A 16,527-nucleotide genomic window follows, 5' to 3' on the forward strand; every position below is an offset into this window, starting at 1 on the left:
CCCCGTGGCCGCCGCATCCTCACAAGCCCCCCGCATCGCGCTACTCGCCGGTGAGCTCTCCGGCGACCAGCTGGGCGCGGATCTGATGCGTGGCATCAAGCGCCGCCTGCCCGATGCCCGCTTCGAGGGCGTGGGTGGGCCGGCCATGGCCGCCGAAGGGCTGGACAGCCTCTATCCGCTGGAGACCTTCAGCGTCATGGGCCTGGTGGAGGTGCTGCGGCATCTGCCGACGCTGCTGCGCATCCGTCGGGAACTGGCCCAGCGTTTCATCGATGACCCGCCGGATATGTTCGTCGGCATAGACGCCCCGGATTTCAACCTGGGCCTGGCCAAACGCCTGCGGGCGGCGGGCATCACCACCGCCCATTACGTGAGCCCCACGGTCTGGGCCTGGCGCCAGGGGCGGATCAAGGGCATACGCCGCGCGGTGGATCTGATGCTCACCGTGCTGCCCTTCGAGGCGGATTTTTATGAAGCCCACGCGGTGCCGGTCGCCTTCGTCGGCCACCCGGCCGCCGACCGGCTGGAACCGGGCCGCGACCCGCGCCCCTGGCGCGAGCGCCTGGGCCTGGACCCGGAGCGTCCGGTATTGGCCGTGCTACCCGGCTCCCGGGGCAGCGAACTGGAGAAGCTGGGCGCGGCCTTTGCCCGGAGTGTGAAACGCCTGCGCCGGGATCATCCGCGGCTGCAGTTCATCGCCCCCATGGCCACGCCCCGGGTGCGCGGCCTGTTCGAGGCGCATCTGGCCGACGCGGGCCTGGCGGGCGTGGTGCGGCTGCTGGATGGCGAATCCGAAGCGGCCATGAGTGCCGCCGACGTGGTGCTGCTCGCCTGCGGCACCGCCGCCCTGGAGGCCATGCTGCTGGGCCGCCCGATGGTGGTAGCCTACAAAGTCTCCGGCCTGACCTACGGGCTGGTGAAAGGCCTGGGGCTGATGAAGATCCGTCACTACGCCATGCCCAATGTGCTGGCCGGGCGGGAGTTGGCGCCGGAGTACATCCAGTCGGCGGTGAGCGCCGAGAACCTGAGCGGCGCGGTGGACGAACTGCTGCGCGAGCCCGCCGCTCGCGCCCGTCAGGTGGAAGGCTATGCCCATTTGCACGAACAACTTTGCCGCTCGGCCGGTGACCGGGCGGCGGAAGCCTTGATCGCATGTCTGAACAAGCACCACAGCTGAGTCTGGATTACAGCGCCGGTGGGCGAGTCGCCGGCGTGGACGAAGCCGGCCGCGGCCCGCTGGCCGGCCCGGTGGTGGCCGCCGCGGTGATCTTGGACCCGGCCAAGCCCATCCCCGGCCTGGCCGACTCCAAGAAGCTCAGCCCCCGCCGCCGCGCCGCCCTGCGCGCGCGCATCGAGGCCGAGGCCCTGGCCTGGGCGCTGGGCCGAGCCGAGGTGGAAGAGATCGACCGCATCAACATCCTGCAGGCGAGCTTCCTCGCCATGCGCCGGGCCGTGGACGGCCTGGGTGTCGTGCCGGACATGGTCCTCGTGGACGGCAATGCCTGCCCGCCGCTGCCCTGCGCCGCCCAGCCCGTGGTGGGCGGCGACAACCGCATCGCCTGCATCGCCGCGGCCTCCATCCTCGCCAAGGAAGTGCGCGATGCCGAGCTGATCGCCCTGGACGCCCGGTACCCGGCCTACGGCTTCGCCCGCCACAAGGGCTACGGCACGGCGGTGCACCTGCGCGCCTTGCGCGAGCACGGGCCCTGTCCGCTGCACCGGCGCTCCTTCGCCCCCATCGCCCGCCTGCTGGGCGAGGAGGCCGGGGCATGAGTGAACCGCGCTTCGTTCACCTGCGCCTGCACACCGAGTATTCGCTGTCCGATGGCATGGTGCGCATCAAGCCCCTGCTGAAGGCCGCGGCCCAAGCCGGCATGGCCGCCATCGCCATGACCGACCAGGGCAACCTCTACGGCCTGGTGAAGTTCTACAAGGCGGCGCTGGGCGCGGGCGTGAAGCCCATTGTCGGGGCGGACATCTGGGTGGAAGACCCGGAAGCCCCCGAGGGGCGCAGCCGCCTCACTCTGCTGTGTCGGGATCTGCTCGGTTATCGCTGTCTCACCCGCCTGCTCTCCAAGGGCTATATCCACGGTCAGCAGCAGGACGTGCCGCTGATCCGCCGGGAATGGCTGGAGGAGGACCGCGCCGGGCTGATCGCCCTGTCCGGCGCCCGCGAGGGCGATGTGGGCCGCAGCCTGCTCAACGGCGACCAGGCCGCCGCGGCCCGCAAGCTCGGCTACTGGCAGGATCTGTACCCGGGCGCCTTTTATCTTGAAGTGCAGCGCACCGGGCGACCCGGCGACGAGGAGCATCTGCATGCCGCCGTGGCCCTGGCCGCGGAGGCCGGCGCGCCGGTGGTGGCCACCAACGATGTGCGCTTTCTCAAGGCCGAGGACTTCGACGCCCATGAGGTGCGGGTCTGCATCCACGACAGCCGTACCCTGGACGACCCGCGCCGGGAGCGCCGCTACAGCGAGCAGCAATACCTGCGCAGCGAAGCCGAGATGCTGGAGCTGTTCGCCGACCTGCCCGAGGCGCTGGCCAATTCAGTGGAGATCGCCCGGCGCTGCAACCTGGAGCTGACCCTGGGCCAGCCGGTGCTGCCGGATTTCCCCATACCCGCCGGCATGAGCATCGAGGAATTCCTGCGCGAGGAATCCCTGCGCGGCCTGGAGGAGCGCCTGGCGGTGCTGCTGGACAAGAGCGCTGCCAACTACGCCGAGCGCCGTCAGCGCTACCTGGACCGGCTCGACATGGAGCTGGGGATCATCAACCAGATGGGCTTCCCCGGTTACTTCCTGATCGTCGCCGACTTCATCCAGTGGGCCAAGGACCACGACATCCCGGTGGGGCCGGGGCGTGGCTCGGGTGCCGGTTCGCTGGTGGCCTACGCGCTGAAGATCACCGACCTGGACCCGCTGGCCTACGACCTGCTGTTCGAGCGCTTCCTCAACCCCGAGCGCGTGTCCATGCCCGACTTCGACGTCGACTTCTGCATGGAGAACCGCGACCGGGTGATCGACTACGTGGCCGAGAAATACGGCCGCGAGAAGGTCTCGCAGATCTGCACCCACGGCACCATGGCCGCCAAGGCGGTGGTGCGCGACGTGGGCCGGGTCATGGGCCACCCCTACGGCTACGTGGACCGTCTCTCCAAGCTCATCCCCTTCGAAGTGGGCATGACCCTCACCAAGGCGCTGGAGCAGGAGCCGGAGCTGCAGGAGCTCTACGACACCGACGAAGACGTGCGCGAGCTGCTGGACATGGCCCTCAAGCTCGAAGGGCTGGCGCGCAACGTGGGCAAACACGCCGGCGGCGTCGTCATCGCCCCCTCCGAGCTCACCGACTTCTCGCCGCTTTACTGCGAAGCCGGCGGTGGGGGCCTGGCCACCCAGTACGACAAGGACGACGTGGAAGAAGTGGGCCTGGTGAAGTTCGACTTCCTGGGTCTGCGCACGCTCACCATCATCGACTGGACCGTGAAGGCGGTGGACAAGCTGCGCACCGAGCGTGGCGAGCCGCGGCTGGACATCAGCCAGATTCCGCTCGATGACGCCGACACCTTCAGCCTGCTGAAGAAATGCCAGACCACCGCGGTATTCCAGCTGGAATCCCGCGGCATGAAGGACCTGATCAAGCGCCTGCAGCCCGACAGCTTCGAGGACATCATCGCGCTGGTGGCCCTGTTCCGCCCCGGGCCACTGCAGTCCGGCATGGTGGATGACTTCATCGACCGAAAACACGGTCGCGCCAAGGTCGCCTATCCCACGCCCGAGCTGCATCATGCGGACCTGGAGCCGGTGCTCAAACCCACCTACGGGGTGATCCTCTACCAGGAGCAGGTGCAGCGTATCGCCCAGGTGCTGGGCGGTTACTCGCTGGGTGGCGCCGACCTGCTGCGCCGGGCCATGGGCAAGAAAAAGCCCGAGGAAATGGCCAAGCAGCGCCAGATCTTCCTCGAAGGCGCCACCGCCAACGGAATGAGCGAAGCCCACGCCGCCGGCATCTTCGACCTGATGGAGAAGTTCGCCGGCTACGGCTTCAACAAGTCCCACTCCGCCGCCTACGCGCTGCTCTCCTACCAGACCGCCTGGCTCAAGCGCCATTACCCCGCGCCCTTCATGGCCGCGGTGCTCTCCTCGGACATGGACAACACCGACAAGGTGGTGGGCTTCATCGAGGAGTGCCGGGAGATGGGGCTGCGGGTGCGCCCGCCCAATGTGAACAGCTCCAACTATGCCTTCCGCGCCGCGGATGAAACCACCGTCATCTACGGCCTGGGCGCGGTGAAGGGCGTGGGCCGGGGGGCCATCGAGAGCATCATCGAAGAGCGCGAGGCCCACGGCCCCTACGCGGACCTGTTCGATCTATGTCGCCGGGCGGACCTGAAGAAGCTCAACCGCCGGGTGCTGGAAGCACTCATCCGCTCCGGCTGCCTGGACGGGCTGGCCGACAACCGCGCCAGCGCCATGGCCGAGCTGCCCCAGGCCTTGAAGGCCGCCGACCAGCACTCGAAGAACGCCGCCGCCGGCCAGGACGACTTGTTCGGCATCGAGGCGCCCAGCCAGCAGGCCCGCGCCGAGGACGAACACCAGCATCTGCCCGAGTGGGACGAGGGCGAGCGCCTGGCCCTGGAGAAGGAAACCTTGGGGCTGTATCTCACCGGGCACCCCATCACCCAGTTCGAGCAAGAGCTGGAGAAGATCACCAGCGGGCGCATCGCCGCGCTGCTCGCCAACGCCCAGCCCAGCCCCGAGGGGCGCCGTGGGCGGCGCGGCGGGGGCAAGCGGATCATCGCCGCGGGGCTGGTGGTGGCCATCCGCACCCGCAACACCAACAGCGGCGGGCGCATGGCCTTCCTGAGCCTGGATGACCGCACCGCGCGCATCGAAGTGGCCGTCTTCCCCGAGGCTTACGAGCGATACCGCAACCTGATCATCAAGGACGAGCTGCTGATCGTCGAAGGCGGCATGGATTTCGACGACTTCCTGGGCGCCTTCAAGATCTCCGCCGAGCGGCTGATGACGCTGAGCGAAGCGCGGGCCTCGCTGGCCAAGCGCCTGGTGCTCAAGGTGGACGGGACGCGGGCAGGGAACGGTTTTGTCGGCGCCTTGCGCGAGGCCCTGGCGCCGTATCGCAGCGGCGGCTGTCAGGTGCTGCTGGAATACCGGGGGGCGGGGGCGCGGGCCATGCTGCGCTTTGGTGAGGAATGGCGGGTCACGCCTTCGGAGGACCTGATCAATTCCCTGGCGGAGTTGGTGCCGGAGACGCCGCGGGTGGAGTACTAGGGGGGCGCTGACTTGTTCGAGGGCAGCGGTTCTGGCGCTGTCGAAAAGTCGGTTCGAGGATGCGTACCGCCGCTTAGGTGACGCTTTTGCTACGGAACTCGTCGGTCGGGTGTGGGGGTGGCGGGTGGCGAAGCCCCTGTCAAAGGGCTTCATGGAACGCTCTTGTCCGGCATGGAGGAGCGGAAAGTCTTCTTTCCGAATAAAAAGGAAAGCGACCTGGATGCCCCGCTGGATTCAGACGCTTGGTAGCGCTTCGCGGCGGCTGGAACTATCTCTCTAGAAGAGAAAGGCCTCCCCCAGGCCCGCCAACCGGCGGGGCCTCTTGTTCCTCTTACTGCTTGAAATTCATGGTATAATGGAATTCTTGCATCGGCAGTGCGCCGGGGTGCCAGCCGCACGGCCAGCGGCTGGGCTAACGCCCAAGGCCGTGCGTCATGACACCTTTCCTCCTTTTCCGATGTGCCGGTCCCGGCTCAGGGCGATCCGGCTCGGAAACGGTCCATGTAATCAGCGCTTCCCTGACGAGGCGCTGCGAACTATTGGGTAGCGATATTGTTTAGAGACCTGATCGACGATCTGGATGATTACTCCGCGCAGCCACACCTTTACCTGGATGTGCCTTACGTGCCCACCGATGAGGATCTGGTCGAGGAGATGCTGGCCCTGGCCGAAGTGGGTGCGAGAGACCTGCTCTATGATCTGGGCTCCGGTGACGGGCGCATCGTGGTTGCCGCGGCACGGGATCGCGGGGCTCACGGCGTCGGCATCGAGCTCGACCCGCTGAGAATCGCCGATGCCATGGAGTATGCCGGCGACTCGGGGGTGGAATACCTGGTCGATTTCGTCGAAGCCGATATCTTCAGCGCGGATATCAGCGAGGCCAGCGTGGTCACGCTGTACCTGCTCGATTCGGTGAATGTGGATCTGCGCCCGCGCCTGTTGAGCACGCTGCGACCGGGCACCCGCATCGTCTCCCATGCCTTCGACATGGGCGACTGGAAGGCCGATGAGCGGCGGCGGTTTCGGGGCACCAATCTTTTCAAATGGATCGTGCCCGCCCAGGTGGCCGGCCGCTGGGAATGGCGCAGTGCCGATGGCCGGCAGTGCCGTATCGAGCTGGAGCAGAATTACCAGCAGATCACCGCCCGCGCCTGGTTCGACGAGCGCCCGGCACGGGTGGAAAGCGCACAGCTGCGGGGCGATCGGCTGAAGCTGCTGTTGCTGGCCGATGACGCCGCGCCGCTGGAGTGCTTCTCGCTGCATTTTGCCGACGGCCAACTGGCGTCCGTTACCGCGGTCAGCGAGATTCCCGCCGCCCTGGCCGAGCGCCCGCAATGAATGAGCCATCGCGCCCGGCGGCTTGGCGTGGCACATTTCTTGTGCCCGCCTCCCTTGCCTGTCGCCCGCTCTGCCGCTAGTGTAGGCGCCCGGGCGCGCCAATGCGGATATAGCAGAACAAGCCATGAACCTGAATTTTCTGGAATTTGAACGGCCGATCGCGGAACTGGAAGCGAAGATCGACGAGCTGCGCTATGTCGGTGATGATAATTCGCTGAATATCAGCGAAGAGATCAGCAAGCTGCAGGCCAAGAGCCGCACCCTCACCGAGCAGATCTTCTCCAACCTGAGCCCCTGGCAGATTTCCCAGCTGGCGCGCCACCCCCAGCGCCCCTATCCGCTGGACTACATCCCCCGCATCTTCAGCGAGTTCGAGGAGCTGCACGGTGATCGCGCCTATGCCGACGACCCGGCCATCGTCGGCGGCATCGCCCGTCTGGACGGCCGCCCGGTGATGGTCATCGGCCACCAGAAGGGCCGCGATACCAAAGAAAAGATCCGCCGCAATTTCGGCATGCCGCGCCCCGAAGGCTACCGCAAGGCCCTGCGCCTGATGGAGACCGCCGAGCGCTTTCGCATGCCCATCTTCACCTTCATCGACACCCCCGGCGCCTACCCCGGCGTGGGCGCCGAGGAGCGGGGCCAGAGCGAGGCCATCGCCCGCAACCTGCTGGTGATGTCGCGCCTGCGCACCCCCATCGTCTGCACCGTGGTTGGCGAGGGCGGCTCCGGCGGGGCGCTGGCCGTGGGCGTGGGCGATCGGGTGCTGATGCTCAATTACAGTACCTATTCGGTGATCAGCCCCGAGGGCTGTGCCTCCATCCTCTGGAAGAGCGCCGAAAAGGCTGCCGACGCCGCCGAGGCCATGGGCATCGCCGCCCCGCGCCTGCATGAATTGGGTCTGGTGGATGAGGTGATTCCGGAGCCCCTGGGTGGCGCCCATCGCGACCTGGAGCAGACGGCCGAGTCGATCAAGGCCGCGCTCGTTCGCCGTCTGGCGGAGGTGGAAGCCCTGGATGAAGCGCGCATGTTACAGGCACGCTACGATCGCCTGATGCACTTGGGCAATTTCCGCGAGCAGTAGGTACGGGCCGACCTTGGCCGCTTTGCGCATCCATGCGCTGCAAGAGCGCCTGCGGGCGCTTGGTGCGCCGCGCCACTGCTGGGTGGCCTACAGTGGTGGGCTGGATTCCCATGTACTTTTGCATGCCCTGGCCGGCTTGAACGGCCAGGGCTTTTTCGTGCGCGCCGTTCATGTGGACCACGGCCTGCACCCGGATTCCGCCGCCTGGGCGGAACACTGCCGGGTCACCGCCGAGGCCCTGGGGGTGAGCTGTGAGGTGCGTCGGGTGGCGGTGGCCCCGGACGGCGAAGGTCTGGAGGCGGCGGCCCGGGAGGCCCGCCACGCCGTGTTCGAAGAGCTGCTCGGCGCCGGCGAGGCGCTGCTCACCGCCCATCATGCCGAAGATCAGGCCGAGACCCTGTTGCTGCACCTGTTGCGCGGTAGCGGGGTGGAGGGGCTGGCGGGCATCCCGGCGGCGCGCGCCTGCGGCGCGGGTCGGCTGCTGCGCCCGTTGCTGGGCTTCTCCCGGGCTGGTCTGCGCGCCTATGCCGAGGCGGCGGGGTTGCGCTGGCTGGAAGACCCCAGCAACGCCGATCAGGGGCTGGACCGGAATTACCTGCGTGCCACGGTCTGGCCCCGGCTCCGCGCGCGCTGGCCGGGGGCCGCGGCGCGCTTTGGCGTGGTCGCGGCGCAGGCCGAGGAGGCCTCCGGGCTACTGGCGGAGCTCGCCGAACAGGACCTGGCGTCGGACTGGGAGGGGAGCCGGCTGAGCGTGGCGCGCCTCGCGGCGCTGAGCGATGCCCGGCGCCGCAATGCCCTGCGTCACTGGCTGCGTGAAAAGGGCCTGCGCCCGCCACCGCGACGACGCCTGGCGCAGGGGTTGGTGGATTTGCTCGGCGCGCGGGGGGATGCAGCGCCGACACTGTGCTGGGCGGATGGGAGCCTGCGCCGCTTCCGTGGGCGGCTCTATCTGCTGCCGCCTGCCTTGGCGCCGGTGCCGACGCAGGAGTGGGCCTGGGACGGAGAGTCCGCACTGGTGTGGCCGGGGATTGGCCGCCTGTCGGTCACGACCGGGCCAGGGCCAACGTCGGGGCCAGGGCCGGGGCTGGGCGCGGGCCTGTCGCCGGCCGCTGTGCGGGGGTGCCGGCTGGTCTGGCGCTTTCGTCGGGGCGGGGAGCGCATCCGGCTGCCCGGGCGCGATCATCACAGTGCCTTGAAAGGTCTGCTGCATGAGCGGGGCTTGCCGCCCTGGGAGCGCGAGCGCCTGCCGCTGCTCTTCGCCGACGGCGAGTTGATCGCCGTGGCCGATCTGTGGCTCGCCGACGGCGCCCAGGCCGCCCCGGGGGAGGGCGGCCTGAGCTTGCGCTGGGAGCCGGCCTAGCGCACGAAGGCGATGCCGATACGCGCCCCCAGCTCCGATTCCTGATTGTAGGCGGCCAGACTCTCGCCGTAGCCCTTGAAGGCCTGGAAGTACACATAGGCCCCGGTGCGGGCGAAGATCCGCCGGCGCAGCGGAATGGAGAGGTCGATCTGGCCGCTGCGGTGGCCTTCCGTGCCCTGGCGGTACAGGGCCTGCACCACCCAGCTGTCATCATTGCCGTAGCGCAGGATCAGGTCCGCGTAGCCGCGGTAGTCCTCGATGTCCTCGTTGTACTCGCCCTTGGCGACGTAGGTGTAGAGCTTCGGCGTGAACAGCAGCTCCCGGTCGAACAGGTCCATGGAGAAGGCGGGCATGACGAAGAGGGTGTCGATGCTGCGCGACTCCGCCCCGCCCTGGCCGTTGGACTCGTGCTCGTAACCGAAACGCACGAAGCCCCCGAAACGCCCGGTTTCGACCATATCGCCCCATTCCCAGAAGAAGCTGGGGCGATAGCTGGTATCGTCGAAGGGGGCGCTGTCCGCGCTCAGGTTCCACAGCGAGGTCTGGGTGTAACCGAAGTGCAGCCCCCGCAGGAAGGGCAGGCGTCGGGCCAGATCCCCCTCCCGGTCGAAGATGCGGTACTTGAGGCTCAGCTGAAAACGCGCCGTGGTATCCGGGTCGCCGTCCTTGCCGCCGACCACGAAGTACATGGGCTCGTTGACGGTCAGCGCCGGCTCCCGGTCAGCGGCCACCTGGGCGCGCACGGTGCGCGGCGGGCGCTCCTGCTCGGCGGGGTTGCCGGTCATGCCGGTAGGCGGTTCCACCGGGGCGGGTTGCCGGGCCGCGGCGAGCTGGCAGGCGAGCAGCAGGCTGGCGAGGGTCAGTGGGCGTTTCATGGGCGGGCACTCATTCTGCTCAGTGTTGCGGCGCCCATGGTTGAGCGGCTTGACCTCGTGGTCAAGTGTGTACACTATGCGGACGGACTAGTCAGTCCGTAACGGTGTTCAGTCCATGGAAGTCAAACCGAAGGTCGTGCGCAAGCCCGCCGTCGAGCGGGAGCGGGAGATTCTCGCCGCCGCGGTGACGGTATTCGCCGAGCAGGGCTATCGCGCGGTGGACGTGCAGCAGATCGCCGACCGCGCCGGGGTGGGCAAGGGCACGGTCTACCGCTACTTCGCCACCAAGGAAGCGCTTTTCCTTGCGGCGCTGCGCAGCTGCCTGGACGGCCTGCGCGAGCAGGTGCAGGCGGCCGCGGAGGGTGTTGCCGATGCTCCCGCGAAACTGAAAGCGGCCATGCGCGCGTATTTCGCCTTCTTCGATGCCCAACCGGAAGCGGCGGAACTGTTCATTCAGGAGCGCGCCGAGTTCCGCGACCAGCCCATGCCCTTGTATTTCATCCACGCCGAGGCCCATCGCCATGAATGGCGCGACGTGTTCGAGCAGCTGCGGGTGCTCGGGCTGCTGCGCGGGGTCGACCCGGACACCGCGCAGCAGTTGCTGGGCGGCATGCTCTACGGGGTGATTCTCAGCGAAGGGGGCTTGGGCAAGCCGCCCCTGCGCCAGCGTGCGGAAGTAATCCACAACTTGATGATGTACGGCCTGATGGGCCGTGCAGAACGGTCCTGATGGGCCGAACCCTCAACCAACCGGAGCCCGCTGTCGATGAAACCGTTCACTGCCGATCGCCCTATGGCCGCGTGTCTGCGGCCGCTCTCCCTGCTCGCTCTGGCCGTGTTGGCGCTGAGCGCCTGCGGTGGTGAGCCCAATGCCGGAAGCGGCCGCTCGGCGCCGCCGCCGCCCCAGGTGGTGGTGGCCGAGGTGCAGCCGCGGGACGTGCCGGTGACCCAGGCGTATGCCGGCCGGGTGCGTGGCTCCCGGGAGGTGGAGGTGCGTGCCCGGGTGCAGGGCGTGCTGCTGGAGCGGCTCTATGACGAGGGGGCCCGGGTGGCCCGGGGCGAGCCCCTGTTCCGTATCGACGCCGAACCCTTCGAGATCGCCCTGCGCGCGGCCCGGGCCGAGCAGGACAACGCCGCCGCCGAGCTGGAGCAGGCCCAGCGGGAATGGGGCCGGCTCTCCGGGCTGTACGAGCGCAACGCCGTCAGTCGCCGGGAGCGGGACCAGGCCGAGACCCAGCTGAAGCTCGCCAAGGCGCGCCTCGCCATGGCGGAAGCGGCGGTGGCCGATGCCCGGCGTAACCTCTCCTACACCGAAGTGCAGGCGCCGGTGAGCGGCACCACGGGGCTGGAGACCGTGCCCGAGGGCAGCCTGCTGCAGCAGGGCGCGCTGCTCACCACCGTCACCCAGCACGACCCGGCCCATGTGCGCTTCGCCCTGCCCGAGAACGATGCCGCCGTGCAGCGCCTGGCCCGCCGGGCCATGAGCGCCGGCGCGGGGGAGCACAGCTACCCGGCCCGGGTGCGCCTCGCCGATGGCCAGTGGTACGAGCGCGCGGGCACGGTGGACTTCACCGCCAGCTCCGTGGACCCGCGCACCGGCACGGTCTCGGCCCGGGCCGTGTTCGATAACCCGGACGGCGCGCTGGTGCCGGGGCAGTTCGTGCGCGTGCGTCTGGTGCTGCAGACCCTGGAAGACGTCTTCGTCATCGCCCCGGAAGCGGTGGGGGAGAGCGCCGAAGGCCCGCGGGTCTTCGTGATGGCGCAGGACGATACGGTGGAAGCCCGCACCGTGCGGCTGGGCCCCCAGGTGGGAGACGGGCAGGTCATCCTGGCCGGGCTGCAGGCGGGCGATCGGCTGGTGGTCAACGGCCAGGTGGCTCTCAGCGACGGCGCTACGGTGCGCCCGCGAACCGCCGCCGACGAAGGGGAGCGCTAGGTCATGCTGCGCTTTTTCATCGACCGGCCGATATTCTCCTCGGTTATCTCCATCATCATCATCATCGCCGGGCTCGCGGCCCTGCGTACCCTGCCCGTGGAGCAGTACCCCAATGTGGTGCCGCCCCAGATCGTGGTGCAGGCCGGCTACCCCGGGGCCAGTTCCACGGTGCTGGCCGAATCCGTGGCCGCGCCCCTGGAGCAGGAGATCAACGGCGTGGACGACATGATCTTCATGGAGTCCACCAGCACCGATTCGGGCTTCCTGCAGCTCAGCGTGTCCTTCGAGCTGGGCACCGACCCGGACCAGGCGGCGATCAACGTCAACAACCGGGTGCAGGCCGCCATGCCGCGCCTGCCCCAGCGCGTGCGCGAGCAGGGCGTGCGGGTGGAGGCCCGCTCCACCAGCATCCTCATGGTGCCGGTGTTGAGCTCCCCGGGCGGGCGGCACGATTCGCTCTACATCAGCAACTACGCGCTGCTCAATGTGCTCGACGAGCTGGTGCGCCTGCCCGGCGTGGGCGATGCGCGCCTGTTCGGCGCCCAGGACTACGCCATGCGCGTATGGCTGCGCCCGGACAGGCTCGCCCAGTACCAGCTGACCCCGGCCGATGTGGCCGCCGCGCTGCGCGAGCAGAACGCCCAGTTCGCCGCCGGGCGCATCGGCGCCGAGCCCGCGGCGGAAGACCAGGCCTTCACCTACACCATCACCACCGACGGCCAGTTGGCCACGCCGAAGGAATTCGCGCAGGTGATTCTGCGCTCGGACCCGGAAGGCGGCACGCTGCGCCTGGGGGACGTGGCCGAGGTGTCCCTGGGGGCGCAGAGCTACGAGTTCTCCGCCACCTACAACGGCGAGTCCGCCGTGCCCATGGGGGTCTACCTGCAGCCCGGGGCCAATGCGCTGGACACCGGCGAGGCGGTGCGCCAGACGCTGGCCGAGCTGAGCGAGCGCTTCCCCGAAGGGCTGGAATACACCGTCGCCTACGACACCACCGAGTTCGTGCGCATCTCCATCAACGAGGTCATCGTCACCCTGCTGCTGGCCGTGGCGCTGGTGGTGCTGGTGACCTTCCTGTTCCTGCAGCACTGGCGGGCGACGCTCATCCCCGTGGCGGCGATTCCGGTCTCCCTGATCGGCACCTTCGCCGGCATGCAGGCGCTGGGCTTCTCGGTGAACCTGCTCACCCTGTTCGGGCTGGTGCTGGCCATCGGCATCGTGGTGGACAATGCCATCATCGTCATGGAGAACGTGGAGCGGCTGATCGCCGAGCAGGGCATGAAGGCCCGCGAGGCCGCCGTGCGCACCATGCAACAGGTGGCCGGCGCGGTGGTGTCCTCCACCCTGGTGCTGGTGGCGGTGTTCGCCCCGGTGGCGTTCCTGGGCGGTTTGAGCGGCGAGCTCTATCGGCAGTTCGCCGTGACCATCGCGGTCTCGGTGGTGGTCTCGGGCGTGGTGGCGCTGACCCTCACGCCGGCCATGTGCGCGCTGTTGCTGGGCAAGGGCAGCCAAGAGGCCAGCGCCCCGTTCCGGCTGTTCAACCGCGCTTTCGATGCGATCACCCGCGGCTTCGTCGCGACCGTGGGGCTGTTGCTGCGCCACCGTTTCGTGGGGGTGGTGTTGTTCGCGCTGTTCTGTGGGAGCGCCGTGTTCCTGCTCGACCGCCTGCCCTCGGGGCTGGTGCCCCAGGAAGACCAGGGTGTGGCCCTGGTGGTGGGGCAGCTGCCGCCGGTCTCGTCCCTGAGCCGCGCCGAGGCGGTGCGTGACGAACTCGCCCGGCGCCTGCTGGAGCTGGAGGAAACCGAGCAGTTCACCGCCTTCGCCGGCTTCGACATCATCGCCTCGTCCCTGCGCAGCAACGCGCTGGTGGGCTTTCTGAACCTCACCGACTGGTCCGAGCGTGAAGGCCCGGGGCAGGACGCCCAGTCCGTGGTGGGCAAGGTCATGGGCGTGGGCGCGGGCCTGCTGGAAGCGAATGTGTTCGCCTTCACGCCGCCGCCCATCCAGGGCTTGTCGCTCACTGGCGGCGTGGAGGGTTATCTGCAGGTGCGCGGTGATGCGACACCCCGCGAGGTGGAGGCCCTGGCCGGGCAGGTGGTGCGGCGCGCCGCCGAGCGCCCCGAGCTGGTGAACGTGCGCAGCACCCTGGATACCGGCATTCCCCGCTATCGCGCCCAGGTGGACCGGGAGAAGGCCAAGGCCCTGGATGTGCCCATCAACAGCATCTTCGAGGCCCTGCAGAGCACCTTCGGCGCGCTGTACGTGAATGACTTCACCTATCAGGGGCGGCTGTGGCAGGTGAGCATGCAGGCCCTGCCCGAATTCCGCGCCCAGCCCGATGATCTGCGCCAGGTCTTCGTGCGTTCGGGCGGCGGCGAGATGGTCCCCGTGAGCTCCCTGGTGAGCCTGGAGCGGGGCAGTGGGGCGGACATCGTCAACCGCTTCAACCTGTACCAGTCGGCGCGGCTGCTGGCCGACCCCGCCCCGGGCTACACCACCGGCCAGGCCAAGGCCGCGCTGGAAAAGGTCGCTGCCGGGCTGCAATCCGAGCTGGACACGACGCTGGGCTGGATCGGCGAGGCCTATCAGCTGGAGGCGGCCTCCGGGGCCGGCACCGCGGCCTTCGGCCTGGGCCTGCTGATGGTGTTCCTGATCCTCGCCGCCCAGTACGAGCGCCTGACCCTGCCGCTGGCGGTGGCCTCCGCCGTGCCCTTCGGGGTGTTGGGGGCGGCGCTGCTGGCCCTGCTGCGGGGCTACCCCAACGACATCTACTTCCAGGTGGGGCTGCTGGTGCTGATCGGGCTGGCGGCGAAGAACGCCATCCTGATCGTGGAATTCGCCGCCCAGAACCGCCGCGAGGGCATGAGCGCCATCGAGTCGGCGCTGGCCGCCGCCCGGCAGCGCTTCCGGGCCATCGTCATGACCGCCGCCACCTTCATCATCGGCACCCTGCCGCTGATGTTCGCCAGCGGCGCGGGGGCCGCCAGCCGCCAGGAGATCGGCACCGTGGCCGTGGGCGGCATGGTGGCGGCCAGCACCCTGGCCCTGGTGTTCGTGCCGCTGTTCTACACATTGTTCGAGGATCTGAGCACCTGGCTGCAGAACCGTCGTCGCAAGGGAGAAGCCGCCGATGCGTAAGCTTGGCCTGATCATCGCCGCGGTGGTCTTCACTGCCGGCTGCGCGGTGGGCCCCGATTATCGCCGCCCGCAACTGGAGCTGCCCGAGCAGTGGCCGGCGCACGTGCTGCTGGATGCCGAGGCGCGCCAGGGCTGGGTGCAGTGGTGGCAGCGTTTCGGCGACCCGCGGCTCGACCGCCTGGTGCGCCGAGCCCTGGACGACAATCTGAGCATCCGCCTGCAGGTGCAGCGCATCGAGGAATCCCGCGCCCGGTTGGGGCTGGCCGAGGCCAATCGCCTGCCCAGCCTGGGCTTGCAGGCCGATGTGGCCCGGGAGCGCCGTTCCACGGCCCTCGGCACCGGGCAGGGCGGGGTTGGCGAAGCCTGGGCGGTGAGCGGCGCGCTCTCCTACGAGCTGGATTTCTGGGGCCGGCTGGCGCGGGAGCGGGAGGCCGCCGAGGCGCTGCTGGACGCCTCCGTGTTCAGCCGCGATGCGGTGCGCCTGGGGGTGATCGCCGATGTGGTCACCGCTTACGTGAATCTGCGCGGCGCCCAGGAGCGGCTGGCCATTGCCCGGCGCACGCTTGAATCGCGCGAGCGCAGCCTGGCGCTGGAACGGCTTCGCTACGAGGCGGGGGAGAGCGATGCGCTCGCCTTCCGCCAGACCGCCGCCGAGCTGGAGGCCACCCGCTCCCGGGTGCCGCTGCTGCGCCAGCAGGTGCTTACCCTGGAGAGTGCCCTGGCCATCCTGGTGGGCATGAGCCCCGGGGAGCTGTTGCACGACCCGGGCTTTGGCGAGGGCACGCTCGCCGATCTGGAGCTGCCCGGCGGCGTGCCGCAGATCCTGCCCTCGGCACTGCTGGCGCGCCGCCCGGATATCCGCTCGGCGGAAGCCGGTCTGATCGCCGCCAATGCGGGCATCGGCGCGGCCCAGGCCGCACGCCTGCCGAGCCTCAATCTGGCGGGGCTGCTGGGTTCGGCCGCCGCCGCCAGCGGCGACCTGTTCACCGGCCCGGCCCGCACCTGGGGGCTGAGTGCGTCGCTGTTCGGCCCGCTGTTCGACTTCGGTCGCAGCCGCGCCCGGGTGGACACCGCCGAGGCGCTGGCCGAGCAGGCCGAGACCCAGTACCGCATCGCGGTGAGCGCGGCCTTCCGCGAGGTGCGCGATGCGCTGGTGATCTACGACACCGCCGCCGAGCGCATCCAGGCGGTGGAACGCCAGCTGGAGGCCATCCGCCAGGCCCGGGAGCTGGCGCAGATCCGCTACGAGGAAGGCCTGATCGGCTTCATCGAGCTGCTGGATGCCGAGCGAGCCCTGCTGGATGCCCGGCTCGCCCTGAGCGAGGCGCGGCGCGACCGGCTCAACGCCACCGCGACGCTGTTCAAGGCGCTGGGCGGGGGCTGGTCCGAGCAGGGCTGAGGCCGGGCGGCGGCGGCTGCCCGGGCGGGCCTGGCCGCGTTGTCTGCGGGGGGGCGTTCTGATAGGCTTTTCGCCCGTCCAACGTCGCCCCCCGAACCCGTCCGTGGAC

Annotated in this window: 11 protein-coding genes; 10 read left to right on the forward strand and 1 reads right to left on the reverse strand. The window is 69.2% G+C overall.

Annotated features, from left to right (window positions below):
* Positions 1-4: 4 nt before the first annotated feature.
* The 6 genes from lpxB to tilS all read left to right on the forward strand — a co-directional run bounded on the left by lpxB (position 5) and on the right by tilS (position 9,070).
* Positions 5-1,177, forward strand: a complete 1,173-nt coding sequence (gene lpxB / locus GBG68_RS02840; RefSeq protein ID WP_152144898.1) for a lipid-A-disaccharide synthase — start codon at positions 5-7, stop codon at positions 1,175-1,177.
* A complete protein-coding gene (gene rnhB, locus GBG68_RS02845; RefSeq protein WP_152144900.1) occupies positions 1,153-1,773 on the forward strand; it encodes a ribonuclease HII in 621 nt (206 codons plus the stop codon). The genes lpxB and rnhB overlap by 25 nt, the downstream gene beginning before the upstream one ends.
* Positions 1,770-5,288 (forward strand): DNA polymerase III subunit alpha, encoded by a 3,519-nt coding sequence (gene dnaE / locus GBG68_RS02850; protein ID WP_152144902.1) that lies wholly within the window; start codon positions 1,770-1,772, stop codon positions 5,286-5,288. Before rnhB ends, dnaE begins: the two co-directional genes overlap by 4 nt.
* Before the next feature lie 552 nt (positions 5,289-5,840).
* A complete protein-coding gene (locus GBG68_RS02855) occupies positions 5,841-6,626 on the forward strand; it encodes a class I SAM-dependent methyltransferase (protein WP_152144904.1) in 786 nt (261 codons plus the stop codon).
* A 124-nt stretch (positions 6,627-6,750) separates the two neighbouring features.
* Positions 6,751-7,710 carry an acetyl-CoA carboxylase carboxyl transferase subunit alpha gene (gene accA / locus GBG68_RS02860; protein WP_152144906.1) on the forward strand — a complete coding sequence of 320 codons (960 nt, stop codon included), beginning with the start codon at positions 6,751-6,753 and terminating at the stop codon, positions 7,708-7,710.
* A 13-nt stretch (positions 7,711-7,723) separates the two neighbouring features.
* Entirely contained in the window at positions 7,724-9,070 is a 1,347-nt protein-coding gene (gene tilS / locus GBG68_RS02865; protein WP_226801567.1) for a tRNA lysidine(34) synthetase TilS, read from the forward strand.
* On the opposite strand, the gene GBG68_RS02870 is transcribed toward tilS, so the two are convergent.
* A complete protein-coding gene (locus GBG68_RS02870; protein WP_152144908.1) occupies positions 9,067-9,945 on the reverse strand; it encodes a phospholipase A in 879 nt (292 codons plus the stop codon). The two genes, tilS and GBG68_RS02870, sit on opposite strands and share 4 nt — an antisense overlap.
* A gap of 115 nt (positions 9,946-10,060) precedes the next feature.
* Between GBG68_RS02870 and GBG68_RS02875 the strand changes: the two genes are divergently transcribed.
* From GBG68_RS02875 to GBG68_RS02890, 4 genes are read left to right on the forward strand one after another with little or no spacing between them, the layout of a single operon-like run.
* Positions 10,061-10,675 carry a TetR/AcrR family transcriptional regulator gene (locus GBG68_RS02875; protein WP_152144910.1) on the forward strand — a complete coding sequence of 205 codons (615 nt, stop codon included), beginning with the start codon at positions 10,061-10,063 and terminating at the stop codon, positions 10,673-10,675.
* Positions 10,676-10,711: 36 nt separating this feature from the next.
* Positions 10,712-11,881 (forward strand): efflux RND transporter periplasmic adaptor subunit, encoded by a 1,170-nt coding sequence (locus GBG68_RS02880; protein WP_152144913.1) that lies wholly within the window; start codon positions 10,712-10,714, stop codon positions 11,879-11,881.
* 3 nt (positions 11,882-11,884) lie between these two features.
* Positions 11,885-15,019, forward strand: a complete 3,135-nt coding sequence (locus GBG68_RS02885; protein WP_152144915.1) for an efflux RND transporter permease subunit — start codon at positions 11,885-11,887, stop codon at positions 15,017-15,019.
* Entirely contained in the window at positions 15,012-16,418 is a 1,407-nt protein-coding gene (locus tag GBG68_RS02890; RefSeq protein ID WP_152144917.1) for an efflux transporter outer membrane subunit, read from the forward strand. The genes GBG68_RS02885 and GBG68_RS02890 overlap by 8 nt, the downstream gene beginning before the upstream one ends.
* The last annotated feature ends 109 nt before the right edge of the window (positions 16,419-16,527 follow it).

The organism is Alkalilimnicola sp. S0819, assembly GCF_009295635.1.
Classification (GTDB): domain Bacteria; phylum Pseudomonadota; class Gammaproteobacteria; order Nitrococcales; family WHIW01; genus S0819.

Excerpts from the sequence above, each read along its gene's own strand:
- GBG68_RS02885 (WP_152144915.1), top strand. The coding sequence starts at position 11,885 with ATGCTGCGCTTTTTCATCGACCGGCCGATATTCTCCTCGGTTATCTCC.
- GBG68_RS02875 (WP_152144910.1), top strand. The coding sequence starts at position 10,061 with ATGGAAGTCAAACCGAAGGTCGTGCGCAAGCCCGCCGTCGAGCGGGAG.
- rnhB (WP_152144900.1), top strand. The coding sequence starts at position 1,153 with ATGTCTGAACAAGCACCACAGCTGAGTCTGGATTACAGCGCCGGTGGG.
- GBG68_RS02870 (WP_152144908.1), bottom strand. The coding sequence starts at position 9,945 with ATGAAACGCCCACTGACCCTCGCCAGCCTGCTGCTCGCCTGCCAGCTC.
- dnaE (WP_152144902.1), top strand. The coding sequence starts at position 1,770 with ATGAGTGAACCGCGCTTCGTTCACCTGCGCCTGCACACCGAGTATTCG.
- GBG68_RS02880 (WP_152144913.1), top strand. The coding sequence starts at position 10,712 with ATGAAACCGTTCACTGCCGATCGCCCTATGGCCGCGTGTCTGCGGCCG.
- accA (WP_152144906.1), top strand. The coding sequence starts at position 6,751 with ATGAACCTGAATTTTCTGGAATTTGAACGGCCGATCGCGGAACTGGAA.
- GBG68_RS02890 (WP_152144917.1), top strand. The coding sequence starts at position 15,012 with ATGCGTAAGCTTGGCCTGATCATCGCCGCGGTGGTCTTCACTGCCGGC.